Source organism: Sorangium sp. So ce887, assembly GCF_051521455.1.
GTDB lineage: Bacteria > Myxococcota_A > Polyangia > Polyangiales > Polyangiaceae > Sorangium.
On the sequence record NZ_CP150354.1, the window covers coordinates 5,936,650 to 5,952,280 of the forward strand.

The 15,631-nt window shown below is 67.9% G+C and carries 2 protein-coding genes; both read right to left on the reverse strand.

Annotated elements, in window-relative coordinates; translation table 11 throughout:
- Nucleotides 1–5: 5 nt before the first annotated feature.
- Entirely contained in the window at nt 6–6,716 is a 6,711-nt protein-coding gene (locus WMF36_RS22015) for a beta-ketoacyl synthase N-terminal-like domain-containing protein (RefSeq protein WP_437581596.1), read from the reverse strand.
- Entirely contained in the window at nt 6,713–15,475 is an 8,763-nt protein-coding gene (locus WMF36_RS22020; protein ID WP_437581597.1) for an SDR family NAD(P)-dependent oxidoreductase, read from the reverse strand. The genes WMF36_RS22015 and WMF36_RS22020 overlap by 4 nt, the downstream gene beginning before the upstream one ends.
- Nucleotides 15,476–15,631: the final 156 nt, after the last annotated feature.

Here is a 15,631-nt window from a genome sequence, read left to right on the forward strand (position 1 = left end):
GTGCGTCAAGCCTCCGCGATCTTGAAGAACTCGATGAATTCCGCGTCGTCCGGAGGCTGCCCATCGCTGACTGAGTCAGCCGGCCAGTAGCGACGGCGGTTGAACACGACCCTCTCGCCCTTCGGCGCCATGGAGGCGACAAGGTCTGCGGGGACTCCCTCGTTGCTGACGAGGATGTGCGCGTTGTTTCCGCCGAGCCCGAAGCCGCTGACCCCGGCCCGCAGGACCTGCCCGTCATGCGTCCACGGCTTCAGCGCCTGCACGGGGTAGAACGGAGACTCCTCGAAGTTGAAGCGGGGATTCGGCTGCTCGCAGTGCAGCGAGGGCGGCAGCTGCCGGTGGATCATCGCCAGCAGGACCTTGATGATGCTGGCCGCGCCCGCCGCGCTGAGCAGGTGCCCCACGTTGCTCTTGACGCTGCCGACGCCGCAGAACCGCTTGCGCGACGTGCGCGAAGCGAACGCCTGACTGAGCCCCTTCAACTCGATCGGATCGCCGATCAGCGTGCCCGTGCCGTGCGCGTCCACGTAGGAGATCGTCTCCGGGTGGACGCCGGCGTTCTCGATGGCGGCCCGGATCACGTCGCGCTGAGCCTCCGGGTTCGGCGTGGTGACGCCCATCGTGTTCCCGTCGTTGTTGACGGCCGAGCCGTCGATCACGCCGTAGATCTTGTCCTGGTCGGCGATCGCCCGGCGCAACGGCTTGAGGACCAGGACCCCGCAACCTTCGCCTATGCCGATCCCGTTGGCTCGCGAGTCGAACGTCCTGCAGCGCCCTTCGGGGGAGAGGATCTTGTTGATGCTCATCGCCACGAACGGCGCCTCGTCGAGCAGGATGTCGACGCCGCCCGCCAGAGCGATCTCCGACTCGCCCAGCCGGAGGCTCTGCACCGCCAGGTGAATGGCGGTGAGGGCGCTGGCACACGCCGCGTCCACGACCATGTTCGGCCCCCTGAAGTTGAGGATGTGGGCGAGGTGCGCGGTGATGAAGTTCTGCCCCGTACCGACGAACGCGGCCGGGAGCTGCTTGGCGAACTTCGAGGCGAAGGCCCCCGCCCGCGCGCCCGCAAAAACGCCGACACGTTTGCCCCAGAGGAGCTCCTTGGACTGGCCGGCATCGGCCAGCGCCTCGACGCTCACCTCGAGCCACTGCCTCTGCAACGGATCGATCTCGGGCGCCTGCGACTCGGGGATCTTGAAATAGGCTGGGTCGAACTCCTCGATCGACGGGAGGAACCCGCCCCACTTGGTCGCGCTCTTGCCGTGCACGTACCCGGGGGCGTAGTGCTGTCTCCAGTCCCATCGAGAACTCGGGACTTCCCGCATGCAGTCCGTGCCGGACCGCAGGTTCGCCCAGAACTCAGCGATGTTCTCCGCCTCCGGGAAGTGACAGGCCATGCCGATGATCGCCACCCGCTCGCCTGGCGGGACGTGCTGCGCCGCGGCGCTCGCGGCTGCCTGGACCGCCGGGGCCGGCCGCTCCGGCTGCGCGACGGGGCGCGGCTCGACCGCGGGCGCCGGCGCTGACGCCGCGAACAGCTCAGCGAACGCCGCAGCGTAGCGAGAGGCCATGTGCTCGGAGAGCCGATCGAGCGTAGGGAACTCCAGAAGCATGCCGGGCTCGACCGAGACGCCCGGCAACTTGCGGTCCATCCTCGTGACCACCTGCTGTAGGAGAATCGAGTCCATGCCATATTCCTGGAACGGCACGTTCGGCTCGATCTTGGTCGGGTCCAGTCGCAATTCCTCCGCGAGGATCGACGCCACCCAGGCCCGCACCTGCTCCTCCATGCCGGAAGAGGACGAAAGCGCCGATGCGGCGGTCAACGCCTCTCGCCTCGGCGGCGCGCCGGAGGGCGCCGAGGTCTGCTTGGCACGATGCAGGAGCCGCTCCGGCTCCCACCGCGACGGGTCGATCAGGGCGGGCAGGACGACGGGCCCCATGCGCGAGGAGAGGATCTCGTCCAGCAACGACAGCCCCTCCGCATCCGTCAGGGTCAGCAGGCCGGTCTGCTCGTACGCATCGCTGTGGCCCCCTTTGCCCATGCCGGTCTCGCTCCAGGCGGGCCACTGGACGCTCACCATCGGAACGCGCGGCGCCTTCGCGGCGGCGAAATAGTCCATGTACGCGTTGGCCATCGCGTAGTCAATCTGGCCGGCGCCCAGGGCCGGAATCGCCGCCGACACGGAGGAGAAGAGCACGAAGAACCGCAGCGGCTCCTGCTCCAGGCACCGGTACAGAGCATTCAGGCCGTCCACCTTCGGTCCGGCCACCTGCCTGATGGTGTCGAGCGGTTTGCGGATGAACGCGGGATTCTCTCGGTCGGACATCCCGGCGCAGTGGATGACGCCGCCGATCGGGCCCATGCGCTGCTTGATGCCGGCGAGGGCCCGGCGGAGCGCCTGCTCGTCGGCCAGCGATACGGACAGCACCTCGACCTGAACGCCCTGCGCCTCTAGGTCGAGGATCGCCCGGATCTTCCCCGCCGCGGCGGTCTCCTCCCGCGACGCGCCATCCCACGTCTCGCGCGGCGGGAGCGCGTCTCTTCCGGTCAGGACCAGGCGCTTCACCCCGTGACGGGTGGCGAAGTGCCGAGCGCACAAGAGCCCGAGCCCACGAGTCCCGCCTGTGATCATGAGGACATGGTCCTCGGGCAGTCCGCCGCCATCACCCGGTCGCGATGCGCCCGCGTACTCGGCGAGGCGCGACCGGAAGCGGCTCCCGTCGCGGTAACAGACCTCGGACTCCTGGGAATCCGCCTGCAGCTCCCCGGCGATCAGCCGCGCCAGCTCGAGCTCGTTCAGGGAGGGATCGGCATCCACGTGGCGGGAGCGGACGTGACCGTATTCGCTCTGCAGCGTGCGGTAGGCCCCCACGCAGGGAGCTCCTGCCAGGTTGACGTTCTCGTTTCGAAACGCCTCCAGCCCACGGGTGACGCACAGGATCGTCACCCGCTCGCGAGGCCCGCGCTCGATCAGCCGCTGAGCAAAGGGGATCCAGCCGGTCGATAGGCCGGCCTCGTCCGCTCCGGAGGCCGACAGATCCACCAGCGCGCAACAGTCTCGGAGGGTCTGCTCCGACAGGTCCACACCTGACGCCTCGACGCGGAAGATCTGGCTCTCTGCGACGACCTCGGACAGCCTGCCCGCCAGCCTGGCCGTCTCTTCATTCGCGAGGATGGCGACCTTTCCGCCGAGCGTTCGGGTCGATCCGAGGGGGGCCGACTCCCACTGCTTCTCCAGGAAACGGGTCCTGCGGGAGCCTTCCTGCACCCGCTTCACGAGCCCCCCGTTCGTCCAGTAGCGCTCGCGGGCGAACGGATACGTTGGCAAGCTCATCCGGCGCAGCCTGGCGCCCACGTACATCTTGCTCCAGTCCACGTCGAGGCCGTTGACCCAGAGGTCCAGCAGCTTCGCGTGCTTCCCCTTGGCCATCCACGCCTCGATGGTGCGCGCCATGTCCTCATCGGTGGCGAGCGCAACGAGGTCTTCTCGGTCGCGCCGAACGCTCCCCGAGAACACCCCCTCGAGATCCTCCTTCCCCTGCAGGAAGGCGTGGACCTTCTCCTCCAGCTGCTGGACGGAGCTCACGACCAGGGCCAGACGGATATCCATCGCCTCGCGGCCAACCTGGAGCGTATAGGCGGCATCGGCCAGGTTCGCATCGCTGACCTGGCCGTCGCGGATGGCGCCGGCGAGCCGCTGCGCCAGCTCACGGAGACGCTCTCCGTTCTTGGCAGACAGCAGGATCAGCGCCGGATTGCGCTCATCGACCACCACGCGCTCGCGCTCCGCGCCGTCCGGTACGAGCTCCTGCACGATGACGTGCGCGTTGGCCCCGCCAGCGCCGAAGGAGGAGATGCCCGCGATGCGAGGAAACTCCCGGAAGGCGCCGTCCACCTCGACCACGGGGCGCCTCCACTCGGCCAGCTCCTGCTGAACGACGAAGGGGGTCCGGGTGAAGTCGATGTTGGGGTTCAGCGACTGCGCGTGGAGCGACGGCGCCAGCTGCCCGTGCTTCATCTGCAGGAGCACCTTGGTCAGGCCAGAGATGCCCGCGGCGCTCTCGCAGTGGCCGATGTTCGACTTCACGGAGCCGATCGCGCAGAACTGATTCGCCGCCGTGAACTCCCGGAAGGCACCGGTGAGGCCCGCGACCTCGATCGGATCGCCGAGGGAAGTCCCGGTGCCGTGCGCCTCGACGTAGCTGACGGCCCTGGCGTCCACCCCGGCGCGAGCCAGCGCATCACGCACCACCCGCCGCTGCGCCTCCGGATTCGGGACGGAGTAACCGTTCGTCTTCCCGCCGGCGTTGATCATGCTGCCCTTGATGACGCCGTAGATCTGATCGCCGTCCTCCAGCGCCTTGTGCAGCGGCTTCAGGAGCACCGCGCCGACGCCCTCGCCGTCGACAAACCCGTCCGCGTGCTCACCGAAGGAGCGGCAGCGATCACCCGGCGAGAGCATGCGGAACGCCGACAACTTCATGTAATGAACCGGATCGACGATCAGGTTGACCCCGCCCGCGAGCGCGCACTCGCACGTGCCGCTGTTGAGGCTCTCGACGGCGAGGTGAAGCGCCGTCAGCGACGCCGAGCAGGCCGTGTCGACGGAGAGGCTCGGTCCCTGGAAGTCGAAGAGATACGAGACACGGTTGGCGATGGAGTAGTAGCTCGGCCCCGTCGGGTAGTTGCCGTTCATCACCCCGGCGAAGACACCGATCTTGCGGCTGGGCGAGATGCTCCGCGGCGTGTAGCCCGCGTCCTCCAGGGCCTCGTAGGCTACCTCCAGGAACAGGCGCTCCTGGGGATCCATCCACTCCGCGTCGCGAGGAGAGAGCTTGAAGAACAGCGGGTCGAACTTGTCGATGTCCTCGATGAAGCCGCCCCACCGGGTGTAGATCGCGCCGGGCTTGCCTTTCTCCTCGTCGAAGTAGGCTCTCCAGTCCCAGCGATCGGCGGGAATCTCGCGGATGCAGTTGCGGCCCTCCCTGAGGTTGCGCCAGAACTCGGCGACGTTCATCGCCTGGGCATAACGACCGGAGATGCCGATGATCGCGACGTCGCGGGAGGCGGCGCGCTGCGGCTGCTCGAAGGCGGGCGCCGCGACGGAGGACAGGGGAGCGAGGCGCGAGAGGGCGGGCGGCTCGCTCGGCGCCTCGGCCTCCTCAGGCTCCGCACCTGGCGGCGCCTCGGCCTCCTCAGGCTGCTCGTCCACCTCGGGCTCGGTCCGGACCGCCTCGGGGTCACCGCCTCGCGCCTGCAGGCCGGATATCCCCATCAGCGCCGGCCGCGCTGTCTTCATGAAGTAGTCGACAAGCGCGTTGATCGTCTGGAATTCGAAGAACAGCGTGCTGCTGATGTCCTCGATGTGCTTGCGCAGCGCGCTGCTCAGCCGCACCACCAGGATCGAGTCGATGCCGTAGCTTTCGAACGGTTCGGCGGGATCGATCCGGTGGCTCGGGATCTTCATCGTCTCGCCGATGAGCCTCTTGAAGAACGCAACGCTCTTCTCGCGGAGCAGCTCGTCGCTGACGGCGCCCTCACGCACGGCGACCTCGACCTCCCGGGTCCTCTTCGTCTTCGCGGGCGGCCGCGCGCGCTGCGCTGCCGGCGGCTTGGGCTGCGCGGCCTCCGGCTTCGCCCCGCGCTGCTGCCGGACGATGCCGTCGCTCTCAGCGACGACGATCTGCAAGCCGAGGTGACGCCCCGCCTCCGCCGGGTACATGACGGAGCGGAACCCCTCCGTCTCCAGGACCCGCTTCCAGGCGGCCGGATCGAGCGCCGGGGAGCCCGGAATGCGCAGCTCCTCGTCCTCGTAGAGCCACCAGCCCTCCGTGAGCCCGAACGTGAGGTGGAGGAACAGCGTATTGCGACTGAGCTCGTTGAGGACGATCAGCCCATTCTTGCGCAGCAACGCCTTGGCGTTGCGGAGGGTCACGCGGACGTTGCGGGTCGCATGCAAGACGTTCGCCGCGACAACGATGTCGTACTGACCGGCGTCGATGCCCTGCTGGGCCAGCGGCTCGATCGCGTCGAAGATCTTGGTTGTCAGGAACGGGTTCCCCGGGCCGTACTCCGCCTGCGCGTGGAGCAGGAACGCCCGAGAGACGTCGGTGTAGCAATACTCCTGCATGTTGGCGCGGTAAGGCTTCAGCTTCCGCAGCAGGAGCGCGCTGGTGCCGCCGGTGCCTGCGCCGATCTCGAAGATGCGGATGCGCGCCGACGGCTCTCGCGCGATCCGCTCCTCCACATAGGCCATGATCGTGTTGGCGAGCACCTCGTTGAAGTAGTCGGCGATCTCGTTGTGTTTGTAGACCCCCTCGACCAGATCCATCGAGGCGTTCGGGAACAGGATGTCGGTGGCGGGCACCTTGCCGAGCACGATGTCTGGGAGCGCGCGCATCGTGGCATCGAGGAGCACCACCTGTGCTCTCCGGTCCGGGTCCTGTCCCCGGGAGCGAACGTACTCGTCCCACTCGCGAAAGACGGTAGCGCGCTCCACGGTGCTCGAGACTTCACGGAAGCAATACGTCCCGTCGCACCTCAGATAGCCGCCGCGGCCCAGCAAGGCGATCGTCTCGTCAAGCCAGCGGCCATACATGCCGTGCAGCCTGGCCTTCAGGTCGGCGACCGCGGTCTTGTTCTCCACGAACAGGCCGGCCGCCTGCATCTGACTCCACAGCAGCTTGGTGAGCAACACGTCCAGGTCGTTCATACAGGCCACTCCGTGGGCGAGCCCGAGAGCTGAGGAGGCGGCGGAAGGACGATGCGCTTCTTCATCCCCTCGATCGCCGACGCCGTCGTCTCGGCGTACACCGCGACCATCTCGGTTCCGAGCGTCGGGTGGGATTGCTCGACGTCGATGGCCTTGAGGAACGCCACCTGCTCGAGGGGACCGGCGAGGAGCGCGTCCAGCGCCTCCATCGCCTCGGGCGGCTCGATCGAGCCAACCCCCTTTTGCGCCATGCGGTCCTGGTACTCCTTCGAGGCGACGGTCCCCACCGTGCCCCAGTACCCCCAGTCCATGACCTTCACGGCGCACCGCCACTCCCGGGCCATGCGCAGGGCGTACGCGTCCTTGAACGTGCACCCGGCCGAGTAGTTGCTCTGGCCCGAGGCCTTCACGAACGCGCTCATCGACGAGAAGTACAGGACGAAGTCGAGCGGCTCCGCAGCGAACACCTGGGCCATGCGGACGGTGGCCTCCACCTTCGGCGCCAGCCCCCTTCTAAACCGCTCCTCGTCCATGGTCAACAGGCCTTTGTCCAGCAGCAGCAGCGCCGAATGAACGATCCCGTGGACGTGCGGGTGGCGCTGCTTGATCTGCTCGTACGCGGCCTGGAGCGCGTCACGGTCGGTCGCATCCGCCGCAATGTAGAGCGGGGCCGGGCCCACCTGCGCGAGCCGGTCCAGCTTGGCCTGGATCCTGGCGTCGTTCTGCCGGCGCCCGATCCAGACGACGTGGGCTTGAAACTCGCGGATCAGGTGTTCGGACCATATCTCGCCGATCCCGCCGGCGCCGCCGATCACGACATAGACGCCGCCCCGCCGGTACAGCCCGCGTCCGGCGGAAAGCCCCGTGACCGGAACCAGCGTCTGCCGGTACCACTGCTCGTCCCGGTACGCGAGGGCATTGCCTTGTGGATCGGGGGGCAAGGTAAACAGGTCATCCACGCTCCCCTCGCCCGCCACGTCGAGCAGGCGCACGTTCCAGGCCGGGAACTCCTTCGCCATGGAACCGATGAAGCCGTGGATCGTCGCATGGGTGGGATTGACCGCATCGTCCTTGTAAACGCGCTGCGCCCGCGTGGTGACGACCGTCCAGTCGAGCTCCTTCGTCTCGTATCCGAGCGCCAGCAGCGCCTTCACCGTGCGGAACAACGGCAGGACGCCGCGCGCCTGCTCCTCGACGATGGATTCGTCGACGATCGACTCGAGGGGGCTCTCCGGCGCGATCCACACGAGATGTTCGATCGGCCCGCGCGCCTGAAGCTGTCGGGTGACGTTGGCGATCGTATCGGCCGCCCCGAGATCGAGCGGCTGCGCGTGCGGAAAGCGTTGCTGGATCGCGCGCACCTGGGCGGCAGTCCCGCCCGCGATCCGGACCCGAACGGACCGCGAAGGGAGCTGCGATCGCCGCGGCGCGAACGCCTCCCAGACCGGGGCCAGCATGATCTTTCGGGCGTCCGCCCGGCGGGAGAGCTCGCCTCTCATCACGCGGGACGAGAGCCCCCTGAGTCGGACCGCCACGCGCCCCTGCTCATCGCAGAGGGCGACATCGATCTTCTGCACCTTGTCCGTCGCCCGGTTTCCCTCTGCCAGGGTGATGTGCGCCCACATGGAAGCAGCGCACGGGCCGAAGATCTCCGCCTCGTCCAGCGAGAACGGCATGAGCGGCTTGCGGGAGGGTTCGCTCCCGGCATCCAGGAGCGCGAACCCGAGCGAGGCCTGGAGCGCCGAATCCAGCATCCCCGGGTGAATCACGTATCGTCCCGCTTCCCAGACCTTGGCGGGCAGCGACAGCTTCGCCAGCAGCTCGCCGGAGCCGACGTACACCTCGGTCACGCCGCGGTGCGCCGGGCCGTAGTGGAGGCCCATGTCCGCGAACACGCGGTACACGCGCTCGAACGAGAGGGTGCCGCGCCCGCAAGCGGCACGTAGCGCGGCGAGGTCCAGCACCGGCACCTCCTCGACCGGCGCGAACGAGGCGCTTCCCTGGCCATGGATCGCCACCTCGCTCCGCTCGCCGCCTTGGCTGGAGATCTCGTACAAGATCTTCCCGCGGTCGTCCGCGGAGAGAGAGATGCTCACCTTGACGGGCTCACCGCTCACGACGACAGGACGCGACCAGACAACGTCTCGGAGCTTGACGGCCGCCCTCCCCTTGCTCATGAACCCGGCCGACGTCGCGACCGCCGCGCGCGCCATCTCCAGGTAGGCGGTGCCCGGCAGAACGCTCTGACCTCCGACCTGGTGATCGGTGAGGAAGGGCTCCTGGCCCGTCAGGATCGACGTGAACTCCTGCCTGGACAGCTCCGACGTGTCCCGGTGCAGCAGCGGATGGATCATCTGCTCCTGTGACGCCGCGACCGGCCTCTGCGCCGTCGGTTTCGGGAACCAGTAGACGTCGCGGGCGAAGGGGTACGTCGGCAAGCTGATCCGTCGCGGCTTCGGCTCGCCGTGGAGCGCGCTCCAATCAACCTCCAGGCCCGTCACCCAGAGCTCCAGGGCGATGCCGTACTTGCCCTTGGTGAGCCACGTGTTGGTCGTGAGCGCCATGTCCTCGTCGGTCGCGAACACGGACAGCACATCGCGGTCGCGCTTGACCTCGCCCAGGTAGAGCCCCTCGATGTCCTCCTGGCCCGCGGCGAACCGGGTCAGCTTCTCCTCCACCTCGCGCATCGACGTGGCCGTGAATGCCAGGCGCTGGCCCATTGCCGTGCGTCCGACCTGGAGGGTGTACGCCACATCGGCGAGATCCGCGTCGGTCAGCGGCCGCTCGCGGACGGCCGCCGCCAGGGCCTGCGCATAGGCGATCAGCCGGTCACGGTCCCTGGCCGACAACACGATGATCGCGGGGCGCGCCTCGGTGATTGCGGGGGGCGCGCCGCGCGGCGCCGCGACGTACTCTTCCAGGATGACGTGCGCGTTCGCTCCACCCGCCCCGAACGAGGAGACGCCGGCGATGCGTGGGAGCTCCCGCCGATTCCCGTCGAGCTCCAGCACCGGGCGCGTCCACTCGGCCAGGTCCTGCTGGACGACGAACGGCGTGCTCGCGAAGTTGATGTTGGGGTTCAGCGCGCGGGCATGCAGGCTCGGCACCAGCTGCCCGTGCTGCATCTGCAGGACCACCTTCGTCACGGCCGCGATCCCGGCCGCGGCCTCCAGATGCCCGATGTTCGACTTGACCGCGCCGATCGCGCAGAAACCAACGTCCCTGGTGTCCCGTTCGAACGCCTGCTGCAGCCCGGTGATCTCGATCGGATCGCCCAGCCTGGTGCCCGTCCCATGCGCCTCGATGTAAGAGACGGCACGGGCGTTGACCCCGGCCTTGTCCAGCGCCTGTCGGATCAGCTGGCCCTGAGCCGACGGGTCGGGGACGGTGTACCCGTGGGTCCTGCCGCCGTGGTTGATCTCCGTGGCGCGAACGACCGCGTAGATGTGGTCGCCGTCGGCGATCGCCTGCGACAACCGCTTGAGCAGGACGACCCCCACGCCCTCGCCCGGCACGAACCCATTGCCGCCGTCGCCGAAGCTCTTGCATCGCCCGTCGGTGGACAGGATCTGTATCGCCGACAGCTCGATGTAGCTGGACGGATGCAGAAACAGGTTCACGCCCCCGGCCACGGCCAGCTCGCACTCACCACGATGGATGTGCTCGCAGGCCAGGTGAATCGCCGTGAGCGAGGAGGAGCACATCGTGTCGACCGGCATGCTCGGCCCCTGCAGGTCGAGCAGGTAGGAAACGCGGTTCGCCGCCGACGCGAACGATGTCCGCGGGTGGACTACCTCGCCCCGCGCCCACAGGTCCGGCCCCAGCAGATCGAATCCGGTCCGGCTCATGCCCGCGAACACGCCGACGCGCCCACCGAACCTGGACTGCAGCTGCTCTCGGGAGTACCCGGCGTCCTCGAAGACCTCCCAGCAGGCCGTGATGAACAGCCGCTCCTGCGGGTCCATGTTCAGGGCGTCCGTCGGCGAGATATTGAAGAAGAGCGGGTCGAACTCGGCGAAGCCGTCGACGAAACCGCCCCATTTGCCGTAGCTCTTCCGCAGCGCCACGGCCTCCGCCAACTCCGGGTGGAAGAACCCGTCCAGGGACCAGCGGTCCTCCGGGATCTCCGTCACCGAGTCCCGGCCGGCCTGCAGGTTCTCCCAGTACGCGCGCAGATCGCGCGCCTGCGGGTAGCGACCGCTCATGCCGATGATGGCGATCGGCTCCGGCGCCCCGGCGGCGCGGCCCACCGCTCTCTTCGCCTGGGTGCGGAGGCGCCGTGGCTTCTTCTCGGGCGCCACCTGGACCGGGGCCGGAGCTTGCGCGGTTGTGCCCACCACCTGGGCCAGGGCGTCGCGATGCCGCTGCATGAAGTACTCGACGAGCGCGTCGATGGTCCGGCACTCGAAGAACACCGTGCTGCTGATCTCGCCGAAAGCTTGGCCGAGGTTTTGGTTCAGCTGCGCGATGAGCACCGATTCCATGCCGTACTCATCCAGGGGCACGGAAGCGTCGATCTTCTGAAAAGGGAGCTTCAGCGTAGCTCCTATCAACTTCTTGAAATACGTAGTGCTCTTCTCGCGGAGCTGACCGGTGGCGGCCGCAGCCGCCTGACGCTTGACCGCCTGGACAGGCTCGACCGATCCGACGGCGGGTCTGACCAGACCTGTGTCCTCCGCCGTCCTCTCCTCGAAGGAGAGCCGCTTGACGGCCACGACCACGTTGCCTTCAGCGTCGCACAGGTCGACGTCCACCCGGCCCTCTGCCCTCCGGACGACCGCCCACATCTCGGCCGCGCAGCGGCCGTGGATCGTCAGCTCCTCCACGGCCGCCGCCGCGACGGAAGCCCTCAGGCCCGCTGCCGCATGGAACACCGCCTCCAGCAGACCCGGGTGCAGGACGATGTCGCCCGACGTCGCGACGTGCCCGGCCACCGCCACCCTGGCCAACGCAACCCCGTCGCCTTCCTGCAACGACCGCAGCGCTCCGACCTGAACCTCCCGCGTCCCGTGGCAGCTCGCCCGCACCGCGGCGAGCTCGATCGTACGGACGGGCTCGGCAGCGAGCACCACCGCGCTTCCCTGGCAGTGCACCGCCACCTCGCCCTCGTCGCCCTGAGCATCGGTGTAGATGTCGAACTCGACACGCCCGTGCTCTCCTTGGGCGAGCCCGACGTGCACGGTCGTCTCCCCTCCGCCCACGACGAGCGGCTCACTCCACTCGACGTGCTCGAGCCGCAGCGGAGCGCCGTCCTCCACCCCTGCCGCGTGAGCGACCGCCTTGCGGGCCATCTCCAGGTACGCGGCGCCCGGCACGACTCTCGCTCCGCTCGCCACCTGCGCCGCCAGCAAGGGCTCCTGCCCCGTGAACGTCGAGCTGAAGCGCAGCCCCTTGAGCCCTGACGTGTTCCGGTGCAGCAGCGGGTGAATCGCCGCCGCCACAGCCACGCCCCTCTTCTCTCCAGCCACGGGCAGCCAGTAACGCTCCCGAGCGAACGGGTAAGTCGGCAACGAGATGCGGCGCGGCCTCTCCGCGCCATAGAGATGGCTCCAGTCGTATCTCTGCCCCTGTACCCAGCGCGTCAGAAGCTCGGGCAGCTCCCCTCTCGCGGGCGCCGGGCCCACGTCCCCGCCTCGCTTGGCCTGGCCACGGAACAACCCCGCGCCCCCGCCCTCGACGAACTGCCAAAGCTTCTCCGCCAGCTCCGCGACCGTCGACGCCGTGAACGCGAGACGCTCCTCCATCTCTTCTCGGCCTACCTGCAGCGTGTACGCAATGTCGGCCAGATCCGCATCGGTCCACGCCTGCCCTCTCACCGCCTTCAGCAGGCCTCGCGCATGCTCCTTCAGCCGCTCGCGGTCACGGGCCGACAGGACGATCGCCACAGGACCGGCTGCCGCGCGCGGCCGCTCCGCGACCGACGGCGCGTACTCCTCCACGATCAGGTGCGCGTTCGCGCCCCCGGCACCGAAGCTCGATATCCCCGCGCGCCGTGGATGTTCCTTGCCGTCCACATGCGGCCGCTCCCACGCGCACAGCTCCTGGTTCACAACGAATGGCGTCGCGCCGAAATCGATGTTCGGGTTCAACACCCCCGAGTGCAACGACGGCACGAGCTGCCCGTGCTTCAGCTGCAACAGCACCTTCGTCACGCCCGCAACACCCGCAGCGGCCTCGCAGTGCCCGATGTTCGACTTCGCCGACCCGATCCGGCAGTACTTCTTCTCCCCAAGCCCTCTCCCGAACGCCTCGACCAGCCCGGTGACCTCGATCGGATCGCCCAGCTGCGTGCCGGTGCCGTGCGCCTCGATGTACGAGATCGTCCTCGCATCGACGCCCGACTCCTCGATCGCCTGCGACACCACCAGGCTCTGCGCCCTCGGGCTCGGCACCGTGAACCCGCTCGCCTTGCCCCCGTGGTTGATCGCCGCGCCCTTGATCACGCCGTAGATGTGATCCCCATCGCTCACAGCGTCAGCCAGCCGCTTCAGCAGCAGCACCCCCACGCCCTCGCCCGGAATATAGCCGTCACCGCCCACACCGAAGCTCTCGCAACGGCCCTTGGACGAGATGAACTGCGCCTGGGACAGCATGAGGTACTTGTTCGGGTGCAGGCTGACGTTCACCCCGCCGGCGAGCGCCGCGTTAATCTTCCCCTCTTTCAACGCTTGACACGCGAGATACACGCTCGTCAGCGAGCTCGAGCACATCGTGTCCACGGCCATGCTCGGCCCGTTGAAGTTGAAGAAGTACGACACGCGCGCCGCGATGCCCGAGATGCCCGTCGGCAGCCCCATGCGCTGCCCTTGCAGGCTCGCCTCCGCCGCAAACAGCGAATATTCCTGCGACATCACGCCAGCATAGACCCCGACTCGCACCGGGAGGCCCCGCCGGCGCGGGTTCTGCAGCGCCTCCCGCGTGTACCCCGCGTCCTCCAGCGCCATCCAGCTGTGCTCCAGGAACAGTCGCTCCTGAGGATCCATCAGCTCCGCGTCCCGGGGCGCTATGTTGAAGAACACCGGGTCGAACCGGTCGTGATCCTCGATGAAGCCCCCCCACTTGCTGTACACGCTGCCGGGCTGCGCTCGATTCTCCGCGTAGTAGTCCTGCCAGCTCCATCGCTCCTTCGGGACCTCCGTGATGCAGTCCCTCCCCTCACGAAGGTTGTCCCAGAACGCACCCACGTCATACGACCCAGGATATCGACCTGCCATCCCCACGATCGCTATGTCGAGCGCACCCGTCGACTCCACGCGCGGCTTCTTACCCTCGAAGAATGCAGCGTCCAGCGAGGACCGGTTGACCACCGGCACGGGCGCTGAGGCCGCTGCCGGCAGGGGTGCAGGCACGTTGGTGTGCGCGGATGCCGATGCCCCGGATAGGCTGGTGCGTGCGCCCACATGGTGAGCCTCGAGGTGCTCGGCCTGCGGGACCGTGTGATGTCTGGTCTGCAGCATGCGTTCGAATCCGGCTGGCTTCCCCTCGCCGACGAACGGCAACGAAACCGCAAATTTGGCGCGGATCAACCTGTCAAGGAAGGACAGCCCCTCCGCCGTCGTGATCGGGACGAGGCCTGTCTTCCTGTAGGCGGGGGTCACGCTCTGACCGGCCGCCATACCTACCTCGCCCCACGCAGGCCATTGGATCGATCTGAAATACGTTTGCCCCTGCGCCGCCCTGGCCGTCGCGTAGTGGTCCATGTACGCATTGGCCATCCCGTAGTCGCTCATCCCGGCCGCCAGGACAGGGGACGCGCTCGAAACCGAGGAGAACAAGACGAAGAAGCCAAGCGGCTCCTGGCCCAGCGCCTCGTGGAGAGCGACCAGCCCGGCCATCTTCGGTCCGCAGACCGTACGGATCTCCTCGGTGGTCTTCTCGATAAAAGCTGGGTTCTTGCCGACCGTTCCGGCGCAATGAAAAACGCCGGTGATACGGCCGGCACGGCGATGGATGTCCTCGATCATGGAGCGCAGGCCGTCCACATCGGCGAGCGGCGTGTTGTGATAGATCACCTGCACGCCCTGATCGGTAAACTTCTGCAGCCGCCGCTTCTTGTCCTGGCCCGCAGAGGCCAGGTCTTCACGGCCCATCAGCACAAGGCGACGGCAGCCCTGGGCCACCGCGTTCTCGGCCACCGCCGCTCCGATGCCTCGCGTTCCACCCGTGATCAGCAGGACATCATCCGACGCATAGGTCATCGGCGCCGCGGTCGTGACAGGGGTCGCGACCAGCCGCGGCTCGAAGCGTCGATCGCTCCGGTAACAACACTCGGACATGCTCCACTGGCCCGCGCCGAGAAACTCCCTCTCGATCTGCGCCGCCAACGCGGAGCGGTCAGAGAGCGGGCAGTCGCTATCCATCGTGACGGAGCGAAGCTGCTTGTACTCGGAGCCCAGCATGCGGTAGAGGCCGATCGTCCGCGCCCCCTGCAACGTCGGCAGCGCCGTCTGGCACGCCTGCAGGTTATGGGTCACCTGCAGCAGGGTCAGTCCATCGCGGCGCTCACGTCCGATGCAGGTCCGCAGGAAGGCGATCTTGCCCTCTTCGACGGCCGTCGATCGCTCGTGGAGAGGGTCGTACGCCGTGACGTCGATGACCCCGAGCACCCTGCGGCCGCCGACCTCGCTCCTCACGCGATGGTACAGAAGTTCTCCGTCCTGAGCGGAATAGAAGTTGATCGATCCATGCACCACCTGGATGTCTGGACTACCGACAAACAAGCCCGCTGCGAGGTGCGACGTCGCCGCGGTGTGCAGCACGACCACCGCACCTGACGGTGCCGTGCCAGCCGGCATAGCTCCGCTAACGCCCCACTCCTTCACGAGAACCGCTTGTTCTCTGGAGGCCGGCATGACATCCCGGGCAACGGTCCCATCGACTGCAGATCGCATCAACTCATCCTCCGGCCGCATCGA